Source organism: Tepidimonas taiwanensis (genome assembly GCF_020162115.1).
Taxonomy (GTDB): domain Bacteria; phylum Pseudomonadota; class Gammaproteobacteria; order Burkholderiales; family Burkholderiaceae_C; genus Tepidimonas; species Tepidimonas taiwanensis.
The window spans coordinates 1,223,893-1,250,514 of the sequence record NZ_CP083911.1; the positions used below are offsets into that span (position 1 = coordinate 1,223,893).

Consider the following 26,622-nt stretch of genomic DNA (forward strand, 5'->3'; position numbering starts at 1 on the left):
ATGCGGAGCGCGCGCCCGCGTCAGCCGCCGGCGTGACAGGAGCGGCACAATAGCCAGCCATGAATATCGTAATCCTCGACGACTATCAGGACGCCGTGCGCAAGCTCGCCTGCGCGCACAAGCTCGCCCCCTACCCCGCCAAGGTCTACACGAACAATGTCAAGGGCGTGGGGCAGCTGTCGGTGCGGCTGCGTGACGCCGATATCGTCGTGCTGATCCGCGAGCGGACCCAGATCACGCGCCAGTTGCTCGAAAAGCTCCCTCGCCTCAAGCTCATCGCGCAGACCGGTGCGGTCGGCCGGCACATCGACGTGCAGGCCTGCACCGAGCGCGGCGTCGCGGTGGCCGAAGGCGTGGGCGACCCCGTCGCCCCGGCGGAGCTGACGTGGGCGCTGATCATGGCCGCGATGCGCCGTATCCCGCAGTATGTGAGCCACCTGAAACACGGCGCCTGGCAGCAGTCGGGGCTGAAGTCAGCCGCGATGCCGCCCAACTTCGGGCTGGGCATGGTGTTGCGCGGCCGCACGCTGGGCATCTGGGGTTACGGCCGCATCGGCCAGCTCGTCGCGGGGTACGGACGCGCCTTCGGGATGCGCGTCATCGTCTGGGGAAGCGAGGCCAGCCGCGCGCGCGCCGCGGCCGACGGCTACGAAACCGCGGCCAGCAAGGCCGCCCTGTTCGCCGACAGCGATGTGCTGAGCCTGCACCTGCGCCTGAGCGACACGACGACCGGTTGCGTGACGCTGGAGGACCTCTCACAGATGAAACCGACCGCGCTGCTCGTCAACACCGCGCGGGCCGAACTGATCGAACCCGACGCGCTGGTCGCCGCCTTGAACCGCGGCCGCCCGGGCATGGCGGCGGTGGACGTCTTCGAGTCCGAGCCGATCCTGCAGGGGCACGCGCTGCTGCGGCTGGAGAACTGTGTCTGCACGCCCCACATCGGCTTCGTCGAACTCGACAACTACGAGAAATACTTCTCCGCCGCGTTCGACAACGTCGTCAACTACATCAAGGGGACGCCGACCAACATCGTCAACCCGGGGGCGCTGAGTGTGCGGCGCTAGCAAGCGACGTGGTGAACAACCGTCACAGTCCGCGTCGGATGCGATCCGTCAATGAGGATCAGTTCTTCCTGGATGGCGATGTCCATACCTCCTCCCACTCGAGCGCGGAGACCTCGTCCGTTGCCGGGGACTCCGATGTCGTGGTTTTGGGCATGTCATCGGGTGCGGTCAGAACCTCTCTCACGGGCGACTCGTCGTGTGTACGCAGTGTCGCCGATGGCCCCGTCGACACCGACTCTTCTGCCGCGTTCAGCACGGCCGCGTGGCTGTCGGCCTTCTCATCCTGCGCCGGCGGCAATGCATTGAATATCCCCCACAACAACAGCAGATCATCATACGCATGTAGGCTGCGCCGCGGAACTTCGTTCCGCTTGGTCACCCGTCCATCCACGATCGCAGCCAACAGCGTCTCGCGCGCCGATGCATGGGGCCAGCGGCGCGCGATACGCTGCATCAACTCGACATCGGCATCCAGCCCCGCCGCATCCGGGGCCACGTCGGCATCGGACACATCGAACCCAAAGTCGCGCCGGTGCGCGTTCCGCGCCCGATGCGCATCATCGGCCCAGTCGTTCAGCCGGGCCAACGAGTACCAGTACAAGTATGGGGCACGACTCGCACCGGGATGTTCCTCGACGAAAGCCTGCAACGACGCCACCGCCTCACGCGAATGCCACATCGACAATAAAAAATCCACCGTCTGCCATAGCGCCAGCAGCGCGTCGGCGACGGCCTCCGCTGGCTCGGCATGACCGGCGTCGACTTTGCGGGATCGGTCGGCAGCCTCTTGTGCCGTCGTGACCGCAGCGGAAAATGAGCCGGAAACTTCAGGCGGCTCGGTCGCCCCAGGCCCCGACGCGGACGCCGGTCCCGTATCGATCGAAACCGCAGGTAACCGCCACCACGGGCTGCTGGCCGACTGCCGTGCACGCCAACGCATCGCGCCCCACAACACGCCTCCACCGAGCAACAACCCCAGTGCCGCCGCCGACACCGGCCACACCCACGCGGATGAGCGGCTGTCGGCCAGCTGTTGCTCGAGCAGCCGCACTTGCTTCTCTAGGGCGTCGCGCTGCGCGCGCACCTGCTGCAACTCTTGCCGAACCGGCTCGGTCTGATCCGCCCCGACGGATGAGGCCGCATCCTGCGCGGCGGGCAACGCCACCCCCCACTCCTCGGCGATTCTGCGCGCGATAAAGATATCGAACTCAGAGATGTCCCGCACATCGAGGCGCAAACGGTCTTGGCTCGCTACACCCTCAGCGTTTGCAACCGCGAGGTGCGCTGGATCAATATTCCAGCTGAAGCGCCGCTCCAACGGCGGCATTGCGCGAACCACCGCCGCGGCTTTGCGTGTGGTGTCGCGACGAACGACTGGGGTCTGACGAGAGCCGCCACCGTCCGAACCCGTTGGTTTCGCCACCGAGAGAGAGCGGGCCAACAAGCCGGTACTCGGCGCAACGACAACCCCATGCAGCATCGCACCGCCGTCTCGTTGCGTCTCCGCCGAGCCCCCCCCACCGAGGCAGGCCAATCGGCCAACAGCACCCACTCCCGGCGAAACACCCCCTCTTGACCGCCGCAGCCGACCGCGACAGTCAGCGAGACGAAAGGCTCATCGAGCGGGCGCTTGACCCGAACACGTATCCTGCCCTGCCCCGCGCCCCGCTCACTGGGCGTTTCAATCGAAACCTGAACGTCCGCATCGGGCACGGGAACGTCCCCATAACGCACCTTGGCCTGGACACACCCCTGTCGACCGCCCAACAGCGAAGAGCTGCTGCTTTGCACCACAATATCGAGGGGCCGCCCCAAGAGCACCCGACCACTGGCGTCACCCAACAGCTCGCCACGAGCGTCGACGATCGGCGACAACAGCAAGACGGGCAGTACATAGCGAAGAAACATGGCTCTATGCCGTTTTCAACGGAACTTGCGCTCAAAAGCGGCTACGGTTGCCGCCGAGGAACAGCGGCGCGGCCACGACGAGGGGGTTATCAGGCAGGTGTTTGCGCGTGGACTTGCGCCAGTGGGCGCGGGCGGTAAAGCTCTCCACGGTGCGAAAGTCCCTCGCCGCCACTGCCGCCGTACCCGGCCATGAATACCCTGTTCCTCAACACCAGGGGCCGACCATGAGTGCTTGTTGAACGCCAATTCCACGTCGAAGTCGATGCGCCACTGGGCAGCGTTGAGACCGACTTGCTGGACCCTCCCCGGCGATTGCAGGTCCACGACTTTGGTGAACAGGCTTTCTATAGACAGGCTCATTGGCGGCATCTCACTCAGGCTGCAAGGCCCCTGATTGCAGACGTTCCGTCTCCATCCGCGGAGTCTATCCCCCTTCACAGGAAATGACACAAAGCCCAAAACGGTACGTGGTAACCTATTTTTGGAACAGGGGCGATCCAAGCCTGAACATTGTGGCACATTTATTTGAAACTTCGTAAGGCTTTATATGCTTCACGCACACGCCGAACCCACGTTCCGCAACATCGGCCTCGTCGGCACCGGCGCCATGGGGCGCGGTATCGCGCAGATCGCGGCCCAGGCCGGCTGTACCGTCCACCTGGTGGACGCCCAGCCCGCGGCCGTCGAAGCGGCGCGGACCGCGCTGCGCGAGACGTGGGACAAGCTGGTGGCCAAGGGGCGCATGACCGCCGAAGCGGCCACCGCGTGCAGCGAGCGCCTCGTGCCCGCCAGCGGGGTCGAGGCGCTGGCGGGCTGTGAACTGGTGATCGAAGCCATCGTCGAGCGCCTGGACGCCAAGCAGTCGCTCTTTGCCCAACTCGAGGGCATCGTCGGCCCGGATGCCGTGCTGGCCACCAACACCTCGTCGCTGTCGGTCACGGCCATCGGCAGCCGGCTGCAGCGGCCGCAGCGCCTTGCGGGTTTTCATTTCTTCAACCCCGTGCCGCTGATGAAGGTCGTGGAGGTCGTGCGCGGCCTCAAGACCGATGCCGCCGTCACCGAGCGGCTGGCGGCCTTCGCGCGCGAGATGGGCCACACGCCCGTGCAGGCGCAGGACACGCCGGGCTTCATCGTCAACCACGCCGGACGTGGCTACATCACCGAGGCGCTGCGCATCGCGGGCGAGTGCGTGGCCGACTTCGCCACGATCGACCGCATCCTCAAGGACCAGATGGGCTTTCGCCTCGGCCCCTTCGAGCTGCTGGACCTGACGGCGCTGGACGTCTCGCAACCGGTGATGGAGTCGATCTACCACCAGTACTACGAGGAGCCGCGCTTTCGCCCCAGCGTGATCGCCGCGCAGCGGCTCGCCGGCGGCGTCGTCGGTCGCAAGGTTGGCGAGGGCTTCTACCGCTACGTCGACGGGCAGGCGCAGGTGCCGCCGGAGGCCCCCGCGCCCGTGCTCGACACGCTGCCGCCGGTGTGGGTGCCGGGTCGGGCCGCGCGCCGCGCGGACCTGCTGCAACTGCTGAAAGATCTGGGCGCCAGCGTCGAAACCGCGGCGCAGCCGTCGGCCCAGGCGCTGATCGTCACGGCCCCGCTGGGCCACGACGTCACGACCGTGGCCGCGGTCGAGCGGCTGGACCCCGGACGCACGGTCGGCATCGACATGCTGCTGCCGGATGCCGCGGTGAAGCGCCGCGTGCTCGCCACCAACCCCGCGACCCGCAGCGACATGCGGGCAGCGGCCCACGCGCTGTTTGCGCGCGATGGCAAGGCCGTCAGCGTCATCCGCGACAGCGGGGGCTTCGTCACCCAGCGTGTGGTGGCCACCATCGTCAACATCGCCTCTGACATCTGCCAGCAGGGCATCTGCACGCCGGCGGACCTGGAGACGGCCGTCACGCTCGGCTTGGGCTACCCCGCCGGCCCGCTCGCGATGGGCGACCGCGTCGGTGCGGCGAGCGTCCTGGAAATCCTGTTCAACCTGCAGACCGTCTATGGCGACATGCGCTATCGTCCCTCGCCGTGGCTGCGCCGCCGTGGGGCCCTGGGCCTGAGCCTGCTGCACACCGAGGACTGACGCGATGACCGGCACCCTCCAACCCCACAGCCACGGCAGCACGCTGGTGCTGACGATCCACAACCCCGAGCACCGCAACGCACTCGGGCCCGAAATCTACGTCGCCGGTATCGAAGCGCTGATCGCGGCCGAACGCAACGCCGACGTGCGCTGCGTGGTCATCACCGGGTCGAGTGGCACCTTCTGCGCCGGCGGCAACCTGCAGCGGCTGCTGGCCAACCGCGAACAGCCACCCGCGGTCCAGGCCGACAGCATCGAGGCGCTGCACAGCTGGATCGAGGCGGTGCGCAGCTTTCCGAAACCCGTGATCGCCGCGGTCGAAGGCGCGTGCGCCGGGGCGGGCTTTTCGCTCGCACTGGCGTGTGACCTGCTCATCGCCGCGCGCGACGCGGTGTTCGTGATGGCCTACGTCAACGTCGCGCTGTCGCCGGACGGCGGTGCCACCTGGAGCCTGATGCGCCAGCTGCCGCGCGCGACCGCGATGCAGCTGCTGATGCTGGGCGAACGCACGGGGGCCGAACGGCTGCACCAGCTCGGTCTCGTCACGGCCGTCACCCCACCGGGCGAGGCGCTGGCGGAGGCGCTGCGCCTGGCCGAGCGCCTGGGCGGCAAGGCGCCCAATGCGCTGGCCAGCATCAAGGCGCTCGCCAACGAGGCGCTGACGCAGTCCCTGCCGGCCCAGCTGCGCGATGAGCGCGACCATTTCGTGCGCAACCTGCACCACCCGAACGCCGGCGAGGGCATCCGGGCCTTCCTGGACAAACGCCCCGCCCGCTACCGCTGACCCGAGGTCACCGAGGAGACAAGCCGATGATGTCCCAGTCGCTCACAAGACAGCCGCTGGATGAGCCGATGCTGACAATGGAAGAACGCGAGGCGATCAACCACGGTCGCTGGTTTTCCAGTCTTTCTCCGTCGCTGCGGCACGACATCCTGCGATGCGCTTTCGTCAAACGGTATCAGGACGGCGATCTCATCGCCGCGCGGGGCGACCCGCCCACCGTGTGGAGCGCGGTGGCCAAAGGCGCGGTGCGCGTGAGTTCCACCTCCATCACCGGCAAGCAGATCACGTTGACCTACGTGGAGCCAGGGGTGTGGTTCGGCGACGTCGCGATGTTCGATGGGGACGCGCGCACCCACGACGCCTACGCCCACGGCCCGACGACGCTGCTGTGCGTGGCGCGCAGCGACTTCCGCAAGATCCTGGACCAGCACGTGGAGCTGTACGAGGCGCTGCTACGCCTGCAGGCGCGGCGCATCCGCACGCTGTTCGGTTTGGTGGAAGACCTCAACACCCTGCCGCTGCGCGCGCGGCTGGCCAAGCAGCTGCTGCACCTGTGCCGCTCGTATGGTGTACCGTGCCTGGCGAACGGCAACGAAATTCGCATCGGGCTGCAACTGGCGCAGGAGGAATTGGCCCAGCTGCTGGGCGCCTCTCGCCAGCGCGTCAACCAGGAGCTCAAAACCATGGAGCGCGAAGGGGCCATCCGCATCGAGCCGGGTGGCCTGGTCGTGCGCGACCGCTCGATGCTGATGCGCATCGTCGAATCCGAACCCTGAGCGCCTCCGCCACCCGGGCGGATCGCGCACCCACGAAGTCCACGATCCGCCATGTCTGACACCCCGACCGCTGACACCCCGGCCAGTCCGCACGCGCTCGACACCGCGGCACTGGCGCGCTGGCTCGAAGCCCACCTCGACGGCTTTCGCGGGCCGCTGACGGTGGAGAAGTTTCCGGGCGGCCAGTCCAACCCGACGTACCGCCTGCAGACGCCGACCCGGCGCTACGTGATGCGCACCAAGCCGGGGCCGGTGGCCAAGCTCCTGCCCTCGGCCCACGCGATCGAGCGCGAGTTTCGCGTCATGCAGGCGCTCGCGGGCACTGCCGTGCCGGTGCCGCGCATGTTCGTGCTGTGCGAGGACGAGTCCGTCATCGGCCGCGCGTTCTACGTGATGGAGCACGTCGAGGGGCGCGTGCTGTGGGACCAGTCGATGCCGGGGATGACGCCCACCGAGCGGCGCGCCCACTACCTGGAAATGAACCGGGTGCTCGCCGCGCTGCACCGGGTGGACGTGCAGACCGTGGGCCTCGCGGACTACGGCAAGCCCGGCAACTATTTCGAGCGCCAGATCGCCCGCTGGAGCAAGCAGTACGTCGCTTCCATCACCGACCCGATCCCGGAGATGGACGCGCTGATGGACTGGCTGCCGCAGCACCTGCCGGACTCGGCGCGGGACGAGCGGTTGGTGAGCATCGTGCACGGCGACTACCGGCTCGACAACCTGATGTTCCACCCGAGCGAGCCGCGCATCGTCGCGGTGCTGGACTGGGAACTCTCGACGCTGGGCCACCCGCTGGCCGACTTCAGTTACCACTGCATGTCGTGGCACATCGCGCCCGGCGCGTTTCGTGGCATCGCCGGGCTCGATCTGTCGGCGCTCGGCATCCCGTCCGAGGACGAGTACATCGAGCGCTACTGCGCGCAGACCGGCTTTGCCACGCCGCAGGCGCTGCGGCGCGACTGGCCCTTCTACCTCGCGTACAACGCGTTCCGGCTGGCGGCGATCCTGCAGGGGATCGCCAAACGCGTGGAGCTGGGCATCGCCTCCAGCGCCCAGGCACGCCAAAGCGCCGCCGGTGCCCGGCCGCTGGCGCAGCTGGCGTGGCGCTTCGCGCAACAGGCCCACTGATTTCCCCGACCCTTCCAGGAGCCCCCCCGATGGACTTTGCCTACAGCCCCCGCGTCCAGGCCCTGCGCGAACGCCTGATGGCCTTCATGGACGAACACATCTACCCCAACGAGGAACGCTTCGAGGCCGAGGTGGAGGCCAACCGCGCCGCGGGCAACGCGTGGCTGCCGAACCAGCTCATCGAGGAGCTCAAGCCCAAGGCCCGCGCCGCCGGTTTGTGGAACCTGTTCCTGCCGAATTCCCCGCGCGCCCCGGAGGGTTTGAGCAACCTGGAGTACGCGCCGCTGTGCGAGATCATGGGGCGTGTCCCGTGGGCGGCCGAGGTGTTCAACTGCTCCGCCCCGGACACCGGCAACATGGAAACGCTGGAGCGCTACGCCAGTGAAGCGATCAAGGACCGCTGGCTGGAGCCGCTGCTGCGCGGCGAAATCCGCTCCGCCTTCCTGATGACCGAGCCGGACGTGGCCTCGTCGGACGCCACCAACATCCAGTGTCGCATCGAGCGCGACGGCGACCACTACGTGATCAACGGCCGCAAGTGGTGGTCCTCCGGCGCGGGTGACCCGCGCTGCGCGGTCTACATCGTGATGGGCAAGACCAACCCGGACGCGCCCAAACACCAGCAGCAGTCGATGATCGTCGTGCCCGCCGACACGCCGGGCATCCGCGTCGTGCGCGCGCTGTCTGTGTTTGGCTACGACGATGCGCCGCACGGGCACATGGAGGTCGAGCTCCACAACGTGCGCGTACCGGCCGAGAACATCCTGCTCGGCGAGGGGCGCGGCTTCGAGATCGCCCAGGGGCGCCTCGGGCCCGGGCGGATCCACCACTGCATGCGCTCCATCGGCGCGGCCGAGCGGGCGCTGGAGCTGATGTGCCAGCGCCTGAACAGCCGTGTGGCCTTCGGCAAACCCATCGCCACGCAAACCATCTGGCACGAGCGCATCGCGGAGGCGCGCTGCCTGATCGAGCAGGCGCGGCTGCTGGTCCTCAAGGCCGCTTATATGATGGACACCGTCGGCAACAAGGCAGCCAAAGCCGAGATCGCGATGATCAAGGTCGTCGCCCCCAACGTCGCCTGCCGCGTCATCGACTGGGCCATCCAGGCCTACGGCGGCGCCGGCGTCTCGCAGGTCACGCCGCTGGCGCGCAGTTACGCCCATCAACGCACGCTGCGCCTGGCCGACGGCCCGGACGAGGTACACCGCAATGCGATCGCGAAATTGGAGCTGGCCAAACACATGGCAACGCACGAGGAAGTGCAGCTGCCGGTAACACGTGGATGCTAAGAGCCTACAGGGGCAGGGCTCACGGGGTGGCGTGCCGGGATCACGCCGGCTCGCCCTCGCCGCTGCCCTACAGGTTGCTGGCCGCACGAACCTCGGCCAGCGTGGTCAATCCCATCAGGACCTTTTCGATGCCATCCTGGCGTAAGGTTCGCATTCCCTCGCGCAGGGCTTGGGCTTGTATCTCGGCGGGACGCGCGCGCGTCTGCACCAAATACCGGACCGCATCGCTGCCCACCAACAACTCGTGCATCGCGATGCGTCCGCGAAAACCGGTCTGGGCGCACTCCGCACATCCCGGCGCATGCCCGATCATCAACTGGCCATCGCGACTGAAGCGCTGACGCCACTCCCGCTCGAGCACCGCGGCGTCCCGCAAGGGGTGATCGTCGGGCAGCGGCGCTTGGTAGTCCTGGATGAGCTCCTGCAACCGCTGGGCATCAACGGGCTCGAACCGCACGCATGCATGGCAGAGCCGGCGTGCCAGCCGCTGCGCCAAAATGCCTTGCAGTGAGTCGGCAAACGAAAAGGGGTCGACCCCCAAGTCCCGCAAGCGCACAATGGTCTCAGCGGCCGTGTTGGTGTGCAGCGTGGACATGACGAAGTGACCCGTGAGCGACGCCTCGATGGCCATCTCGGCGGTTTCTGCGTCACGGATCTCGCCCACCATGATCACATCCGGGTCCGCCCGCAGCAGTGCCCGCAACGCCTGCGCAAACGTCCAGCCGATCTTGGGGTTGACCTGGATTTGCCGCAGCCCACGCTGCGTGATTTCCACGGGGTCTTCCGCCGTCCACACCTTGCGGTTGGGTGTGTTGAGGCGTTGCAGCGCCGCGTGCAGCGTCGTGGTTTTACCCGATCCCGTCGGCCCGACACACAAGAATAACCCGTACGGACGCTCGATGATACGCTCGATATCTGCCAAGTTGCGTGTACTCAGCTGCAACGCCCCGAGCGGCAGTGGCTCCGACGAATTGAGAATGCGCATCACCACATCCTCCAACCCCTCCACCGTGGGGATAGTGGCCACGCGCAACTCGATGGGCAAACCACCGAAGCGGCGGAAATTGATTTTGCCGTCCTGCGGCTTGCGGCGCTCCGAAATGTCGAGATTGCACATCACCTTGATGCGCGCAACCAAGGAATTGCGATAAACGGCTGGCAATTCAAGGTAGGGGCGCAGCTCCCCGTCGACCCGAAAACGGACGACCACCTTTTCCTTTCCGGGGTACGGTTCGATGTGAATGTCGGATGCACGCTGGTGAAATGCCTCCACGATTATCGAATTCACGAGCCTGACCAGCGTGTTGTCCGACTGTTCCAGCAACTGCTCGTCGGCGACGTCCGCCTCCCCATCGTCCGACAGCTCCGCCGCGAGTTGCCACGCCTCGGCAGGCTGTCCTGCCCCTGCGTCCGCCCCCGGGATACCGGCAGCCGCGGCCTCATCAAGCAGCCCGAAAGTGCGGTACGCCTCCAAAATGCGCCGCTGCAAATCCTGCGCAAGGCCTACCACGGGCACCACCTTGCGCTGCGCCGTAAACTCCAATTCATCGATGACCTTGAACTGCAGCGGATCGGCCATCGCCACCACGATCGCCCCCCCCCCCAGCAAGGCGATGGGCAGTACCCGCAAGCGCAGCGCGAGAGCCGAGGGCACCAAGCGCAGCGCATCCGCGTCGATCGGGTAGCGTTGCACGTCGACAAAGGGGTATCCCATCTTGCGCGCCAGCGCCACTTGCAGATCCGCCGGCTGAACCAGCCCCATCTCCACGAGGGTCTGTCCGAGTGGCTTTTTGGGTTGCGTTTTTTGCCGAGCAAGTGCCTCATCGAGCTGCGCGGGAGTGATCTTGCCCAACCCCAACAACGCTTCACCAATCGGCACAGGCTGCAGTGTCGCCTGCCGCTGCAGGGCGGCCTTGAGCTGCTCGAGGTTCTCGACCACTGCGGACTCGACGCCGACGACCGAGGCGGCAGCGTCGCGCTCAGGATTGAGCAGGCTATCGCCAAACTCCCCCTCTTCGATCGTGTCGCCGCCCCCGGTGCGCATCTGGTACGAAACGATCCCACTTTTGGGAATGAAAACCCGCTCAGGATCGTCCTCCGATGTCCGCTTGGGAAATATCCACAACCCCTTGTCAGTGCGCCGGTAGGCGTGACACAGGCCGGCATAGGCGGAGCCATCGCGCAACTGCACCGCAAACGCCCCCGTGGCTGACGCATCGGGGAACCCAGAGGGAGATTCCCGCGTGGACTCCGTCGGAAAAACCCGCAGCCGCTTGATCTGGTTGAAGCGCAACGAGATGGCGCGGGGCTGTCCCGCCACCAATAATTTGAGGTTGCCCGACTCTGGACGAAAATCCACCAACTCTCCGCTCAGAGAGCGGGCGTTCCACCCCTCGATGGCGGCCATGACACCGCTGGCTCCCACGGGATAGGTGTCGTCGGTCGTGCGATTGGGCAGCGTGAATTGAGGGCTATTGGTCTCTTGCATATTCTTCTGTGGCGTCAACTCTGCATAGCGTTATGACTAGATCCCCAGCGCCCACTGGATCACATTTTTGGCCAAAAAGCCAAGCATGCCCAGGGACAATACCAAAAAGAGGATGAAGGTCCCGAACTTGCCCGCCTTCGATTCGCGCGCCAGATTGAGCACGATGAACAGCATGTACAGAATAAAGGCACCCACGCCGAACGTGAGCCCGAACTGCGCGATCTGCGCCTCGGTATAGCCGAACAGCGTTCCTTCCATTCCGTCACTCACTGCGCAGCGGGCGGATCACCCCCGCACGCTCGAAATCGCGATAGGCGTGCCAGCTCGCATACGCGATCACCGGCACCGTCAGCATCAGACCCACCATCGCCAGCGCCATGCCAACGGCCACCAGCACGACGATGCACACCGCCCACACGCACAGGACGATCGGGTGCGTCCCAACGGCGCGCCAGCTCTCGCTCACCGCGTGCCACAGCGGCGTGCGGGTCGCCACCAGCATCGGCAGCGTCATCACGCTGGAGGCGAACACCGGCGCGGCGAGCCATCCCCCCAACAGCAGCCAGGCCTCGAACAACGCGCTGTCGGTGTTGAGCACCACGTGACGCAAGAAGTCCGCGGGCTTGAGGATGGGCACCGGTGCCCACAGCGTGATCAGCGCCGCCGACGTCATCATCCAACCCGTGACGGCCATCGCCAGCAAAAACCCGAACGCCATCAGGCGCCGGTCACCCGAGGTCCACAGGCGGATGACTTCCGCGCAGCAGACCTTTTCGCCGCGCTCCAGGTGGGCGCTGACCGCGTACAACCCGGACGCCAGCACCGGGGCGATGATGAGAAACCCCGAAAACGCCCCAGCCAGCAACCAGAAGTGGTCCCGCAACGCCACCACCAGGATGGTGCCGAACAGCGCCATCATGCCGCCGTGCAGCACGCCCGGCAGGGGGTTGGTGGCGTAGTCGCGCAGTCCCTGCCGCAACCAACGCAGGGGCGCGGCCGCGTCGATCACGACCGTACCGGATGGCACCCCCTCGTCGCCGGGGGTCACCGGGGGTGAGGATGGCCTCGACATCACAATCTCCTCCGCAATACGAGGATCAACCCGAAAGCCCCCGCACCGTGACGGCCCGAGGGTATCCCCGATTGGACCACAAGCCGGCACGCCCACCGCCCCCCGAACGGAGGGCTCACCCCACGAGCGGCCCGGCACCGGCCAGCAGCTGCCGCGTGTAGTCCTCCCGCGGCGCGCGCAACACCTGCTCGGCGGGGCCGGCCTCGACGACACGGCCGGCACGCATCACCAGCACGTCGTGCGCCATCGCCCACACGACATCGACGTCGTGCGTGATCAACAGGTACGACAAGCCGCGCTCGCGCTGCAGCCGCAACAGCAGCTCGATCACCTGCCGCTGCACGGTCACGTCCAGCGCGCTGGTCGGCTCATCCAGCACCAGCAGCTTGGGCTCGACGATGAGCGCGCGCGCCACCGCGATGCGCTGGCGCTGCCCGCCGGAAAATTCGTGCGGATAGCGCTGCAGCCACGCCGCCGTCTCGGCGGCCGGCACCTCCGCGGGCAGCAGCCCCACCTCGCGCAGCACCGCGACGACCCGCGCGCGCCGCTCGGCCGCCGACAGCGTCGGCGCGTGCACGCGCAAGCCCTCCTCAACGATCTGCTCCACCGTCAGCCGCGGCGACAGCGACGAAAACGGATCCTGAAACACCACCTGCACGTCGCGCCGCAACGGCCGATCCGCGGTGACGCGGCCGCTCCAGGCGCGGCCCATCACGCGCAGATCGCCGCGTGCCGGCAGCAGCCCCAGCACCGCCAACGCCAGCGTCGATTTGCCCGATCCGGACTCCCCCACCACGCCCAGCGTGCGGCCCGGCCCCAAGCGGGCGGTCACCTCCCGCACCGCAGTGAACGTGGCCGAGCGGAACCACCCGCGCCAGCCCGGCCGCGGCACCCGGTACTCCACCGAGAGGGCGTCCGCCGTCAGGACCGCCGTCGCGGGATTCGCCGCCTCCACCGGTGCGACGTCGAACCCCGCGGGACGCTGCGGGCGACTGGCCAGCAGCCGGATGGTGTACGGGTGCGCCGGTGCCGAGAAGACGCGCGCCACCGGCCCAGCCTCGACCACGTGCCCGCGCTCCATCACCACCACCCGGTCCGCAAAACGCCGCACCAGGTGCAGGTCGTGGGTGATCACCAGCACCGCAAGCCCCAGGCGCTGCCGCAGTTCGTCCAGCAACGCCAAAATCTGCAGCCGCAGGCTCGCGTCCAGCGCGGTCGTGGGCTCGTCCGCGATCAACAGGCGCGGCTCACCCGCCAGCGCCATCGCGATCATCGCCCGCTGGCGCTGGCCGCCGCTGAGCTGGTGCGGATACTGCCGCGCCCGCCGCGCCGGCTCGTCGATGCCCACCTGCTGCAACCACGCCTCGGCGCGCGCCCACGCCTCGCGTGGCGGCAGGCCGCGCTTGACGCGCAGCACCTCCGCGATCTGCTCGCCCACCGGGTACAGCGGGTTGAGCGCCGTCATCGGCTCCTGGAAGACGTACGCAACCGCGTCACCGCGCAGGCCGCGCAGCGCCCGCTCCGGCAGCGAGAGCAGCGACTGACCGGCGAACCGCGCCTCACCGCTGACCTGCGCGTCCGGCAGCAGCCGCAGCAGGCTCAGCGCCGAGACGGTCTTGCCCGACCCCGACTCACCCACCAACGCCACCTTCTCACCCGCGCCGACGTCGAAGTCGATCCCATGCACGACGGGCCGGCCGCCGAACGCGATGCGCAGGCCGCGCACCGACAACAGGGGTTGCGCGGGGACCGTCATGCGTCGACCTTTCGCGGATCGAGCGCGTCGCGCAGCGCATCGCCCATGAAAGTCAGCAGCGTCAGCGTCAGCACCAGCACGCCAAAGGTCGAGAGCGAAATCCACCACGCGTCGATGTTGTTCTTGCCCTGCGCCAGCAACTCGCCCAGCGACGGCGTGCCGGGCGGCACGCCCAAGCCGAGAAAGTCCAGCGACGTCAGCGCCAGAATGGCCGCGCTCATGCGAAACGGAAGGAACGTGACCACCGGCGTTAGGCTGTTGGGCAGCACGTGGCGCCAGATGATGCGCCAGTGCCCCAGCCCCAGCGCACGCGCCGCGCGCACGTAGTCGAGCTGGCGGTTGCGCAAAAATTCCGCGCGCACATAATCCGCCAGCCCCATCCAGCCGAACAGGCTCAGCAGCACCAGCAGCAGCGCGACGCTGGGCGCAAACACCGCGCTGAAAATGATCAGCAGGTACAGCTCCGGCATCGACCCCCAGATTTCGATCGCGCGCTGCATCGTCAGGTCCAGCCGCCCGCCAAAATACCCCTGCACCGCCCCAGCCAGCACCCCGAGCACGACGCCAATGGCGGTCAGCGCCAGCGCAAACAGGACGCTGACCCGAAACCCGTAGATGAGCTGCGCGAGCAGGTCCCGTCCGCGGTCGTCCGTGCCCAGCCAGTTGTCCGCCGACGGCGGGGCCGGGTGCGGATCCGGCGCGTAATAGCTCAGCGTCTTCGGCCCGTACGGATTGGGCGGGTAGATCGCCCAGTTGTCCCCCGCCGACAGCCGCTCGCGGATGTAGGGGTCGAGGTAGTCGGTCGGCGTCTCGAAGTCGCCGCCGAACGTCGTCTCCGGATAGTCGTGCAGCAGCGGCAAGTAATACCGCCCCTCGTAGTGCACCAGCAGCGGCCGGTCGTTCGAGAGCACCTCGGCCAGGAGGCTGGCCACGACCATCGCGGCAAACACCACCAGGCTCCAGAAACCGAGTCGGTTGCGCGCAAAGCGCCGCCACGCCCGCCGTGCGGGGCTGAAACTGGGCGGCAACGATCCCACCCCGACCTCCATGGGTACCGCAGAGTCAATCGAACTTGACACGGGGATCCACCCAGACGTAACACAGGTCGCTGACGAGCTTGGTCACGAGCCCGATCAGCGTGAACAGGTACAGCGTGCCCATCACGACGGGGTAGTCGCGCCGGATCACGCTCTCGTAGCTCAGAAGCCCCAGCCCGTCGAGCGAAAACAGCGTCTCGATCAGCAGGCTGCCGGTGAAAAACGCCCCGATGAACGCCGCCGGAAAGCCCGTGACGATCGGGATGAGGGCGTTGCGAAAGACGTGCTTCCACAACACCCGCCGCTCGCTCAGCCCCTTGGCGCGCGCCACCAGCACGTACTGTTTGCGGATCTCCTCCAGCAGCGCGTTTTTGGTCAGCATCGTCGTCACCGCAAAGCTGCCCAGCACCATCGAGAGCACTGGCAGCGTGATGTGCCACAGGTAGTCGACGATGCGCGCGCCCCACGACAGCTCTTCCCAGTGGTCACTGACCAGTCCGCGCAACGGAAACCACTGCAACTGCCCGCCAAAGATCACGAGCAGCGCAACCCCGAGCACGAAGCCCGGGATGGCGTACGCCACCAGCACGATCAGCGAGGTCACCACGTCGAACCGCGAGCCCGCGCGCACCGCCTTGGCCACACCCAGCGGCACCGCCACCGCGTAGCTGATCACGAACGTCCACAGCCCCAGGCTCATCGACACCGGGAGCTTTTCCCAGATGAGCTGCGCCACCGGCTTGTTCTGGAAAAAACTCTGCCCGAGGTCGAAGCGCGCGAACTGCGCCAGCATCTGCCAGAAGCGCTCGTGCGCCGGCTTGTCGAAACCGTACAGCGCCTTGATCTGCTCGAGGCGCTTGGGGTCCACGCCCTGTGCACCGCGGTAGGCCGAGCCACCCCCCTCCGCCCCGTGCCCGAGGCCCGCGCGTGCCTCGGCCAGGTACTGGTCGACCGGCCCGCCCGGCACGAACTGGATCACGACGAACGTGACCAACAGCACCCCCAACAGCGTCGGGATCATCAGCAGCAGGCGCTTGAAGACATACGACCACATCGCCATCCCCTCCGCCATCCCCTCCGTTCACGGCCGCGCCGCGGGCTGGGCCCACCAGGTCTCGATCGCCCAGCCCTCGCCGCTGGCGTAGGGGGGCATCTGCGCCGGCCGCGCCAGCCGCCACGCGTTGTACGCCATGCGGTGCGTGGGTGCCGACCACTGCGGAATCAGCACGTGGCTGTGCGCGATCACGCGCTCCAGCGCCCGGCAGGCGGCGCGGTACGACGGCTCGTCCTGGGCGCGCACCATGCGCTCGATCAGGTCGTCCACGGCCGGGCTGGCGATCCCCGTGAAGTTGCCCGAGTCCTCGGTGCGCGCTGCCACGCTGCCAAAGAGGTCGGCGTACTCCGCCCCGGGGCTGTGCGTCCCCTGAAAGGCCAGCGAAACGATGTCGAAGTCGAAGCTGCGCAGCCGCTGTTGGTACAGCGCGAAATCCACGGCCCGAAAGCGCAGCTCCACCCCGATGCGCGCCAGATTGCGCGCCCACGGGGTCACGACGCGCGCGCCGACCTCGTTGCTGTCCAGGTATTCGAGCACCAGCGGCTGCCCCTGGGCGTTGCGCAGGGCCCCGTCCCGGTACGTCCAGCCGGCCTCGCGCAGCAGGGCTTGCGCACGCTTGAGATTCTCGCGCAACCCGCGGGGGCCGTCGGTACGCGGCGGCTCGGCCATCGGGCCGAACACCGCCTCCGGCACCTGTGCGCGCCAGCGCTCCAGCAGCGCGCGCTCCGTCCCCTGTGGCGGCCCCGCATCGGCGGCGCAGGCGGTGTTGCCAAACAGGCCGCGCACCCGTTCGTAGCTGCCATAGAAGAGGCGCTGGTTCATCCACTCGAAATCCAGCGCCAGCGCCAGCGCCTGCCGCACGCGGATATCGTCCAGCGGCGGCCGGCGCGTGTTGAGCACGTAGCTCTGAAAGCCCGTCGGCAACCGGTGGCGGAATTCCGCCTTGACCAGCTCGCCGCTGTCGAACCGCTTGCCCTTGACGCGCCGGGCCCAGTCACCGGCCGAGAAAAACCGCATCAGGTCGAACTCGCCCGCCTTGAGCGCCTCCAGCCGCGCCGTGTTGTCGCGGTAGATCTTGACCGTGATGCGGTCGAAATTGAAGGTGCCGCGCCGCACCGGCAGGTCGCGCGCCCAGTAGTTCGGGTCGCGCACGTAGGTAATGTCCCTGCCAAACTTGACCGGGCCGATGCGGTACGGGCCGCTACCGATCGGGATGTCCATCACCACCTGGTCGAACGTCTTGCGCTGGCCCGTCTTGGGGTCGATCGCGTTACCCCACTCGCGGCTGAAGATCGGCAAGCCGCCGACCACGAGCGGCAGCTCGCGGTTGGGCTGCCGAAAACGAAACCGCACCGTGCGCTCGTCCAGCACGTCGACGCCCGCGACATCGGCCAGCAGCGTCTTGTACGCCGGTGACGTGTGCGGGCCGATCAGCGTCTCGTAACTGTGGCGCACATCCTCGGCCAGCACCGGACGCCCGTCGTGGAAACGCGCCTCGCGCCGCAGGCGGAACGTGGCGCTGAGCCGATCCGGCGCCACCTGCACATCTTCCGCGAGCAGCCCATAGGCCGCCCCCACCTCGTCGGCCGCGCCGGCAAGCAGCGTGTCGAACATCAGGTCCGCCAGATAGGCCGGCGCACTGCCCCGCAGCGTGAAGGGGTTGTACTTGTCGAAGGTGGAGGTGCGCAGGTTGCTCACCAGCCGCAGCTCGCCGCCCTTGGGCGCGTCCGGGTTCACGTACGCGAAGTGCCGGAAGTCCGGCGGGTACCGCAGCTGCCCCCACAGCGCGTAACCGTGCGCCGCCCAAGCGAGCGGCCCCGCCGCGGCCAGCCAAGCCCCCGCAGCCACGGCGGCGCACCATCGCGCCAGCCACCCCCGGTGCTCCCCGCCCGGCCGCTTCGCCCCGACGGGCGGGTCGGCAACGGGGAGAGAGGGGCGCGCGATGTGCATGCGACAATTCTGCCGAAATTTCCGCTAACGAGGAGCCAACACCATGGGATTTCTGGCCGGCAAGAAGCTGCTCATCACCGGCGTGCTGTCCAACCGCTCGATCGCCTACGGCATCGCCCGGGCCTGTCGGGCGCAGGGGGCGGAACTCGCGTTCAGCTACGTGGGCGAGCGCTTTCGTGACCGCATCACCGAGTTTGCGGCGGAGTTCGGGTCGAACCTCGTGTTCGAATGCGACGTCAGCGACGACGCGCAGATCGAGCGGCTCTTCCGTGATCTGTCGGCGCACTGGCCCACGTTCGACGGCTTTGTGCACAGCATCGGCTACGCCCCGCGCGAGGCGATCGCCGGCGACTTCCTCGACGGCTTGAGCCGCGAGGGCTTTCGCACCGCGCACGAAATCAGCGCTTACAGCTTCCCGGCGATGGCCAAGGCGGCGCTGCCCTACCTCAACGACAACGCGGCGCTGCTGACGCTGACCTACCTGGGCGCGGTGCGGGCCGTGCCCAACTACAACACGATGGGGCTGGCCAAGGCGAGCCTGGAGGCGAGCGTGCGCTACCTCGCCGTCTCGCTCGGCCAGCAACGGCGCGGCCTGCGCGTCAACGGCATCTCCGCCGGCCCGATCAAGACGCTGGCGGCCAGCGGCATCAAGGGCTTCGGCAAGATTCTCGGGGTCGTGGAACAGAACGCCCCGATCCGCCGCAACGTGACCATCGACGACGTGGGCCACACGGCCGCTTTTCTGCTGAGCGACCTCGCCGCGGGCATCAGCGCCGAGATCATCTACGTCGACGGCGGCTTCAGCCGCGTGATGTCCGGCGCCCCGCTCGAGGACGCGGGCGGCGCCTGAGCCGCCTGCCGCGGCGCGGTCGGGGAACGACGCCGCGCGGGGCCATGACACCCGGGGCTGGGAACCCCCAGCCCGCGCCGGGGCATGTCCCCCACGCCGACCTTACTGCAAGTTGCCGAGATACGCGGCCACCGCCTCCAGCTCCAGATCGCTCAGGCGGTGCGCCATCACGCGCATGATGGCGCTGTCGCGCTGCGCCGCACCCTGGCGGAACGACTGCATCTGCCGGATCAGGTACTGCGGGTGCTGACCCGCGAGCCGCGGCAGCTCGGTGCTGCCGGCGGCCTGCTTGCCGTGACAGGTGGCGCACGGCGGCAGACCGCTGTGGCGGTTGCCCCGCTCGTAAATGAACTGCCCGACGGCGAGCAGCAGCGTGTCCCCGCTGGGCGTGTGGCCGGGCTTCTGGCTGGCGTAGTACATTGCCACCGCCTCGCGGTCCTCGGCGCTCAGACCCTTGACCTTTTCCGCCATCGTCGGATCCTTGCGCTCACCGCGCGCAAACGCGTCCAGCTGCGTCATCAGGTAGCCGGCGTTTTGCCCGGCCAGCCGGGGAAAGTTGGGCGCGACACTCTGCCCGCACGCACCGTGGCAAACCGCGCAGTGCTCGCGCGCCAGCCGCTCCCCGCGGGCCAGCGGATCGGCCCCCTGCGCCTGCGCGCCCAGCGCCGTCAGCATCGCCACCGCCAGCCCCACGGCGCGCCACACCCCACCTCCGGACATCGTCTTCATGATCGGCTCCATCCTTTCATCACCATGCAACGATGGAGCCATCCTAGGCGGGTCGGCGGCACCCCGCCTTGACGCCGGTCAAGAAAACGCGGGGCGCAACGAGCAAACCGGGACGCAACGCGCAAACACGGAATGCCACGACCGACGGTGAGGTACCGAGAAAGCGCAGACAAGGATGCCCGCGGCATCCCCTGCGCCACCGCGACCTGCGCCGCTTTAGCCGTGCCGCCGCACGGGCGGCAGATCGGTGCACGCGCCGTGAGCAGCCTCTGCCGCCAAGCCGATCGTCTCGCCCAGCGTCGGGTGCGGGTGCACGGTGCGGCCGATGTCGACGGCATCCGCGCCCATCTCGATCGCCAGCGCGACCTCGCCGATCATGTCGCCCGCGTGCTGGCCGACGATGCCGCCGCCGACGATGCGGCCGGTGGCCGCGTCGAACAGCAGCTTCGTGAAACCCTCGTCGCGCCCGTTGGCGATCGCCCGGCCGGACGCCGCCCACGGAAACAGCCCCTTGTGCACGGCGATCCCTTGCGCCTTGGCCTGCTCCTCGGTGAGCCCCACCCACGCGATCTCCGGGTCGGTGTAGGCCACACTCGGGATCACACGCGCGTCGAACGCCGTGCGCGCGAGCTTATCGTCGCCCAACAGCTCGCCGGCGATGACCTCGGCCGCGACGTGCCCCTCGTGCACCGCCTTGTGCGCGAGCATCGGCTGCCCGACGATATCGCCGATGGCAAAGATGTGCGGCACGTTGGTGCGCATCTGCACGTCGACGGGGATGAAGCCGCGCTCGCTGACCGCCACGCCGGCGCGCTCGGCCGCAATCTTGCGCCCGTTGGGGGAACGCCCCACGGCCTGCAGCACGCGGTCGTACAGGCCTTCGCTGACCGCGCCGTCGGGCCCCTCGAAACGCACGCGGATGCCCTCGGCCGTCGCTTCGGCCCCGGTGCATTTGGTCTGCAGGCGGATCGCATCGAAGCGGTGCGCGTTCATTTTCTGCCAGACCTTGACGAGGTCGCGGTCCGCACCGGGCATCAGGCCCGCGGTCATCTCGACCACCTCCAGCCGCGCGCCCAGCGTGCTGTAGACCGTGCCCATCTCCAGCCCGATGATGCCGCCGCCGACGACCAGCAGCCGTTGCGGCACGCCCTCCAGCGCCAGCGCGCCGGTGCTGTCGATGACGCGCGGATCGTCCGGCAGAAACGGCAGGCGCACCGCCTGCGAGCCCGCGGCGATGATGGCGCGCTTGAAAGCAACCACCTGCGTGCGGCCGGTCTTGTCCTGCCCGCTGCCCGTGGTTTCCTCGACCGCGACGTGGTGCGGCCCGACGAACGCGCCGTAGCCGCGCAGCACCGTGACCTTGCGCGCCTTGGCCATGCCGGCCAGACCCGCGGTGAGCTTGCCGATCACCTTGTCCTTGTGCGCGCGCAGCGCCGCGACGTCCACAGTGGGCTCCCCGAAGGTGACGCCCGCCGCCGCCAGATGCCGCGCCTCGTCGATCACCGCGGCCACGTGCAGCAATGCCTTTGACGGGATGCAGCCGACGTTGAGGCACACGCCGCCGAGCGTCGCGTAACGCTCCACCAGCACGACCTTCAGCCCCAGATCCGCCGCGCGAAACGCCGCGGAGTACCCCCCCGGCCCACCACCCAGCACCAGGACGTCGCATTCGTGGTCGACCGCCCCGGTGTAGGCGGTGGCCGGTTTTGCGGCAGTGGCCGCGGTTCCGGCGCTTGCGGCGGCAGCCGTCGCGATGGCCGCACCGGATACGGCGCGGAGCGGTTCGTTTCCGCTCGAGGATTGCGCCATCGACACTCCTGCCATCGGCGGCCCCCCACTGCCCGCGCCCACGGACGCCGCAGGGACAGCCGACGCGGCGGCCGCCGGCGCGCCCCCCGTCGACGCGGTAGCACTGGACGATGCGCCCGCCGTCGGCGCGGCCACGTCACCGGCCGCCGCCTCCAGCAACGCGATCACCGAGCCCTCGCTGACCTTGTCGCCCAGCGCCACTTTCAGCTCGCGCACCACCCCCGCGTGGCTCGACGGAATCTCCATCGACGCCTTGTCCGACTCCACCGTGATCAGCGACTGATCCACCGCCACCGTATCCCCGGGCTTGACCAGCAGCTCGATCACCGCCACATCCTTGAAATCCCCAATGTCCGGGACCTTCACTTCCACCAGTGCCATCGGTGTCTCCCTTTACAGCAGCACACGGCGGAAGTCCGCCAGGATCTGGCCCAGATACGCGTTGAAGCGCGCCGCCGCCGCACCGTCGATGACGCGGTGGTCCCACGTCAGCGACAGCGGCAGCATCAGCCGCGGCACGAACTGCTGGCCGTCCCACACGGGCTCCATGCGCGCCTTACACACGCCCAGGATCGCCACCTCGGGCGCGTTGATAATCGGCGTGAAATAGCGCCCGCCGATGCCCCCGAGGCTCGAGATCGTGAACGTCGCCCCGCTCATCTCGGCCGGCGAGAGCTTGCCCTCGCGCGCCTTCTTGGCCAGCTCGGCCGTTTCCTGACTGATCTGCAGGATGCCTTTTTGGTCCGCGTTCTTGATGACCGGCACGACCAACCCGTTGGGCGTATCGGCGGCAAAGCCGATGTTCCAGTAGTGTTTGTAAATCAGCGCGTCGCCGCCGCCTTCGACGTCGATCGAGCTGTTGAACTCCGGAAACTTCTTCAACGCCGCGACACACGCCTTGATCAGGAACGCCAGCATCGTCACCTTGATGCCGGCTTTTTCGTGCTCCTTGTTGAGCTGCAGCCGGAACGCCTCGAGCTCGGTGACGTCCGCGTCGTCGTGGTTGGTCACCGCCGGGATCATCACGGCGTTGCGCGTCAGGTTGGCGCCGCTGATCTTCTTGATGCGGCTCATCTCCCGGCGCTCGATCGGGCCGAACTTGGCAAAGTCCACCTTCGGCCACGGAATCAAGCCGAGCGCCGCGCCATCGCCGCCCGACGGCGCGGCCGCCGCCTTGGCCGCCTGCGCACGCGTCTGCGCCTCGCCGGCCATCACGGCGCGGGTGAAGGCCTGCACGTCCTCCAGGGTGATGCGCCCCTTCGGCCCGGTGCCCTTGACCTCGGCCAGCGGCACGCCCAGCTCGCGCGCCACTTTGCGCACCGCGGGCGAGGCGTGCGGCAACCCCACCGGCGGGCGCGTCGGGTCGTGCGCGGGCAGCGGGGCCGTGCCGCCTGCTGACGCCGCCGCCACGGCCGACGGCGCGGTCGCGGGTGCGGCCACGGCCGCGGGAACGGGCGCTGCATGCGGCACCCCGCCCACCGCGCTGGCCGCCTGCACCGACGCGGCGACCGGACCGGCTGCCGAGGCCGCCGCGGCTCCAGGCGAGGCGACCACCGCCGGCGCCGACACCGCGGCCGCGGGCGCGCTCACCGCCGGGGCCGCGGCGGGCGCGACGGTTGCCTCACCCGCTCCCGCCACCTCCAGCAGCGCGATCACCGAGCCTTCGCTGACCTTGTCGCCCAGCGCGACCTTCAGCTCGCGCACCACCCCCGCGTGGCTCGACGGAATCTCCATCGACGCCTTGTCCGACTCCACTGTGATCAGCGACTGATCCACCGTCACCGTGTCCCCGGGCTTGACCAGCAGCTCGATCACCGCCACATCCTTGAAATCCCCAATGTCCGGGACCTTCACTTCCATCAATGCCATGTCGTGCTCCCCGGATCAGGCGTACAGCGGGTTGATCTTGTCGGCGTCGATGCGGTAGCGCTGGATCGCCTCGGCCACGCGCGCCGCGGGAACGCTGCCCTCCTCGGCCAGCGCCTTGAGCGCCGCGACGACGATGTAGTGCCGGTCCACCTCGAAGTGCCGCCGCAGCCGGTAGCGGAAGTCGCTGCGCCCGAAGCCGTCGGTGCCCAGCACCTTATAGGTGCGGCCCTTGGGCAAGTACGGCCGGATCTGCTCGGCAAACGCCTTCACGTAGTCCGTGGACGCCACCACCGGGCCCGGATGGTCGGCCAGCTGCTGCGCAACGAACGGCACGCGCGGCGACTCGGTCGGGTGCAGCAGGTTCCAGCGCTCGCAGTCCTGTCCGTCGCGGGCCAGCTCGGTGAAGCTCGGGCAGCTCCAGACGTTGGCGGCCACCCCCCAGTCCTGCGCCAGCAGGGTTTGCGCCGCCAGGCTCTCGCGCAGGATCGCCCCGCTGCCCAGCAGCTGCACGCGCGGCGTCAGCTTCGGCCCCTCCTGCAGCAGGTACATGCCGCGGATGATCTGCTCCTCGGTGCCGGGCTTGAGGCCCGGCATCGGGTAGTTCTCGTTGAGCAGCGTGATGTAGAAAAAGACGTTGTCCTGCCGCTCGACCATGCGCTTGAGGCCGTGGTGCAGGATCACCGCGACCTCGTGCGCAAACGTCGGGTCGTAGCTGACGCAGTTCGGGATCGTCGCCGCGATCATGTGGCTGTGCCCGTCCTGGTGCTGCAGCCCCTCGCCGTTGAGCGTGGTGCGCCCGGACGTGCCGCCGAGCAGGAAGCCGCGGGCCTGCATGTCCCCCGCCGCCCAAGCGAGGTCCCCAAAGCGCTGGAACCCGAACATCGAGTAATAGATGAAGAACGGGATCATGATGCGGTTGTTCGTCGAGTACGACGTCGCCGCCGCGATCCACGAGCTCATCCCGCCGGCCTCGTTGATCCCCTCCTGCAGGATCTGGCCCGCCTGGTCCTCGCGGTAGTACATCACCTGGTCCTTGTCGACCGGGGTGTAGAGCTGGCCCTTGGGGTTGTAGATGCCGATCTGGCGGAACAACCCCTCCATGCCGAAGGTGCGCGCCTCGTCCACCAGGATGGGCACGACACGCGGCCCGAGCGCTTTATCACGCAGCAGCTGCGTCAGGAACCGCACATAGGCCTGCGTGGTGCTGATCTCGCGTCCCTCGGCCGTGGGCTCCAGTACCGCCTGGAACGTCTCCAGCGACGGGACGGTGAACTGCTCGTCGCTACGCACCCGGCGCTTGGGCAGGTAGCCGCCCAGGGCCTTGCGCCGCTCGTGCAGGTATTTCATCTCCGGCGTGTCGTCGGCCGGCTTGTAGAACGGGATTTTGGGCAGCTCGCTGTCCGGGATCGGGATGTTGAAGCGGTCCCGGAAGTAGCGGATGTCGTCGTCCGTGAGCTTCTTCGTCTGGTGCGCGGTGTTCTTCCCCTCGCCGGCGCGGCCCATGCCGTAACCCTTGACGGTCTTGACCAGGATGACCGTCGGCTGCCCCTTGTGGTGGTACGCGCGGTGGAACGCCGCGTACACCTTGTGCGCGTCGTGGCCGCCGCGGCGCAGCGCCCAGATGTCCTCGTCGCTCATCTTGGCCACCAACTCCAGCGCCTTCGGGTGACGGCCGAAGAAGTGCTTGCGCACGTAGGCCCCGTCGTTGGCTTTGAACGCCTGGTAGTCGCCGTCGAGCGTCTCCATCATGATCTTGCGCAGGATGCCTTCCTTGTCCCGCGCCAGCAGCGGATCCCAGTTGCTGCCCCACAGCAGCTTGATCACGTTCCAGCCCGCACCGCGGAAGTCCCCCTCCAGCTCCTGGATGATCTTGCCGTTGCCGCGCACCGGCCCGTCGAGCCGCTGCAGGTTGCAGTTGACGACGAAAATGAGGTTGTCCAGCCCCTCCCGCGCGGCGAGTCCGATGGCCCCCATGCTCTCGGGCTCGTCCATCTCGCCGTCGCCGCAGAAAACCCACACCTTGCGGCGGGACGTGTCGGCAATGCCGCGCGCGTGCAGGTACTTCAGAAAGCGCGCCTGGTAAATGCCCATGATCGGCCCCAGCCCCATCGAGACGGTGGGGAACTGCCAGAACTCGGGCATCAGCTTCGGGTGCGGGTAGCTCGACAGCCCCTTGCCCTCGACCTCCTGCCGGAAATTGAGCAGCTGCTCCTCGGTGATGCGGCCTTCCAGGAAGGCGCGCGCATAAATGCCGGGCGCGCTGTGGCCCTGGATGTAGAGCAGGTCACCGCCGTGGGTGCCACCGGCGTCCGTGTCGTCCGCATGCCAGAAGTGGTTGAAGCCGCACGCCAGCAAGTGCGCCAGCGACTGGAACGAGCTGATGTGCCCGCCCAGCTCGCTGCCGTCCGGCGATTCCAACCGGTTGGCCTTGACCACCATCGCCATCGCGTTCCAGCGCATGTAGGCGCGCAACCGCCCCTCCAGCTCCAGATTGCCGGGGCTGCGCTCCTCCTCGTCCGGCTCGATGGTGTTGACGTAGCCGGTGGTCGCGGAAAACGGCAGGTCGATGCTGTGCTCGCGCGCCTCCTCCAGCAGTTGCTCGAGCAGGAAGTGGGCGCGCTCGGCGCCCTCGCGCTCGATCACCGCGTCGAGGGCGTCGAGCCACTCGCGCGTCTCCTGTGGGTCGGCGTCGGGCGCCACCAGGGGGGAAATCGGGTCGGTGCTCTGGGACATGGTGTCGTCTCCTCTGGAGGGGAAAGGGTACGGCGTCGGCGCCGGCGTGTCCACCGAGTGTCGCACAAAAAATGGCAATTTCCAAACTGCGGTTATTGTTTTCACATTACAAAATCATATGCACGCCATGACCCGGCTCGTTCGCCGGCGTGGTTCCGCCGGGTGTTCCGCGCGAAACGCGCAGCAGGCGGTCCCGATCCAGGGTTTTCCCGGATCAGGGTTTGCCCTAAACTGTGC

At 68.1% G+C, this 26,622-nt stretch carries 19 protein-coding genes; 7 read left to right on the forward strand and 12 right to left on the reverse strand.

What is annotated here, in order from left to right; all coding sequences use genetic code 11:
• Positions 1-59: 59 nt before the first annotated feature.
• A complete protein-coding gene (locus tag LCC91_RS05660; protein ID WP_043703496.1) occupies positions 60-1,067 on the forward strand; it encodes a D-2-hydroxyacid dehydrogenase family protein in 1,008 nt (335 codons plus the stop codon).
• A gap of 58 nt (positions 1,068-1,125) precedes the next feature.
• On the opposite strand, the gene LCC91_RS05665 is transcribed toward LCC91_RS05660, so the two are convergent.
• Entirely contained in the window at positions 1,126-2,394 is a 1,269-nt protein-coding gene (locus LCC91_RS05665; protein WP_153004511.1) for a hypothetical protein, read from the reverse strand.
• 1,128 nt (positions 2,395-3,522) lie between these two features.
• On the opposite strand from LCC91_RS05665, the gene LCC91_RS05670 reads away from it, so the two are divergent.
• From LCC91_RS05670 to LCC91_RS05690, 5 genes are read left to right on the forward strand one after another with little or no spacing between them, the layout of a single operon-like run.
• The gene (locus LCC91_RS05670; protein WP_043703502.1) at positions 3,523-5,058 is read left to right on the forward strand and encodes a 3-hydroxyacyl-CoA dehydrogenase; all 1,536 of its coding nucleotides are present in this window, start codon (positions 3,523-3,525) and stop codon (positions 5,056-5,058) included.
• Between the two features lie 4 nt (positions 5,059-5,062).
• On the forward strand, positions 5,063-5,842 hold the full coding sequence (locus LCC91_RS05675) for an oxepin-CoA hydrolase, alternative type (protein ID WP_043703504.1): 780 nt from the start codon (positions 5,063-5,065) through the stop codon (positions 5,840-5,842).
• A gap of 56 nt (positions 5,843-5,898) precedes the next feature.
• Complete coding sequence (locus LCC91_RS05680) at positions 5,899-6,618, forward strand: Crp/Fnr family transcriptional regulator (RefSeq protein WP_043703608.1); 720 nt, start codon at positions 5,899-5,901, stop codon at positions 6,616-6,618.
• A 51-nt stretch (positions 6,619-6,669) separates the two neighbouring features.
• Complete coding sequence (locus LCC91_RS05685) at positions 6,670-7,749, forward strand: phosphotransferase (protein ID WP_043703506.1); 1,080 nt, start codon at positions 6,670-6,672, stop codon at positions 7,747-7,749.
• 29 nt (positions 7,750-7,778) lie between these two features.
• Positions 7,779-9,038: an acyl-CoA dehydrogenase family protein gene (locus tag LCC91_RS05690; protein ID WP_043703508.1), complete on the forward strand. Its 1,260-nt coding sequence runs from the start codon at positions 7,779-7,781 to the stop codon at positions 9,036-9,038.
• 67 nt (positions 9,039-9,105) lie between these two features.
• Here LCC91_RS05690 and LCC91_RS05695 read toward each other — a convergent pair whose 3' ends face one another.
• From LCC91_RS05695 to LCC91_RS05725, 7 genes are all read right to left on the reverse strand, one after another.
• The gene (locus LCC91_RS05695; RefSeq protein ID WP_224441041.1) at positions 9,106-11,526 is read right to left on the reverse strand and encodes a GspE/PulE family protein; all 2,421 of its coding nucleotides are present in this window, start codon (positions 11,524-11,526) and stop codon (positions 9,106-9,108) included.
• Positions 11,527-11,562: 36 nt separating this feature from the next.
• Entirely contained in the window at positions 11,563-11,784 is a 222-nt protein-coding gene (locus tag LCC91_RS05700; RefSeq protein ID WP_043703510.1) for a DUF2788 domain-containing protein, read from the reverse strand.
• Positions 11,785-11,788: 4 nt separating this feature from the next.
• Entirely contained in the window at positions 11,789-12,598 is an 810-nt protein-coding gene (locus LCC91_RS05705) for a DUF2189 domain-containing protein (RefSeq protein ID WP_082007734.1), read from the reverse strand.
• A gap of 115 nt (positions 12,599-12,713) precedes the next feature.
• Positions 12,714-14,354 carry an ABC transporter ATP-binding protein gene (locus LCC91_RS05710; RefSeq protein ID WP_058616591.1) on the reverse strand — a complete coding sequence of 547 codons (1,641 nt, stop codon included), beginning with the start codon at positions 14,352-14,354 and terminating at the stop codon, positions 12,714-12,716.
• Entirely contained in the window at positions 14,351-15,403 is a 1,053-nt protein-coding gene (locus LCC91_RS05715) for an ABC transporter permease (protein WP_143897777.1), read from the reverse strand. The genes LCC91_RS05710 and LCC91_RS05715 overlap by 4 nt, the downstream gene beginning before the upstream one ends.
• Before the next feature lie 13 nt (positions 15,404-15,416).
• On the reverse strand, positions 15,417-16,445 hold the full coding sequence (locus LCC91_RS05720) for a microcin C ABC transporter permease YejB (RefSeq protein WP_143897803.1): 1,029 nt from the start codon (positions 16,443-16,445) through the stop codon (positions 15,417-15,419).
• A gap of 27 nt (positions 16,446-16,472) precedes the next feature.
• The gene (locus LCC91_RS05725) at positions 16,473-18,395 is read right to left on the reverse strand and encodes an extracellular solute-binding protein (protein ID WP_143897779.1); all 1,923 of its coding nucleotides are present in this window, start codon (positions 18,393-18,395) and stop codon (positions 16,473-16,475) included.
• Between the two features lie 43 nt (positions 18,396-18,438).
• Here LCC91_RS05725 and fabI point away from each other — a divergent pair, with 43 nt between their 5' ends.
• The gene (gene fabI, locus LCC91_RS05730) at positions 18,439-19,245 is read left to right on the forward strand and encodes an enoyl-ACP reductase FabI (RefSeq protein ID WP_143897781.1); all 807 of its coding nucleotides are present in this window, start codon (positions 18,439-18,441) and stop codon (positions 19,243-19,245) included.
• Between the two features lie 102 nt (positions 19,246-19,347).
• Here fabI and LCC91_RS05735 read toward each other — a convergent pair whose 3' ends face one another.
• From LCC91_RS05735 to aceE, 4 genes are all read right to left on the reverse strand, one after another.
• On the reverse strand, positions 19,348-19,974 hold the full coding sequence (locus LCC91_RS05735) for a c-type cytochrome (protein ID WP_185974888.1): 627 nt from the start codon (positions 19,972-19,974) through the stop codon (positions 19,348-19,350).
• 216 nt (positions 19,975-20,190) lie between these two features.
• Complete coding sequence (gene lpdA / locus LCC91_RS05740) at positions 20,191-22,164, reverse strand: dihydrolipoyl dehydrogenase (protein WP_143897786.1); 1,974 nt, start codon at positions 22,162-22,164, stop codon at positions 20,191-20,193.
• A 12-nt stretch (positions 22,165-22,176) separates the two neighbouring features.
• Positions 22,177-23,652 carry a dihydrolipoyllysine-residue acetyltransferase gene (locus LCC91_RS05745; RefSeq protein WP_043703519.1) on the reverse strand — a complete coding sequence of 492 codons (1,476 nt, stop codon included), beginning with the start codon at positions 23,650-23,652 and terminating at the stop codon, positions 22,177-22,179.
• Between the two features lie 15 nt (positions 23,653-23,667).
• Positions 23,668-26,385: a pyruvate dehydrogenase (acetyl-transferring), homodimeric type gene (gene aceE, locus LCC91_RS05750; RefSeq protein ID WP_143897788.1), complete on the reverse strand. Its 2,718-nt coding sequence runs from the start codon at positions 26,383-26,385 to the stop codon at positions 23,668-23,670.
• Positions 26,386-26,622 lie beyond the last annotated feature (237 nt).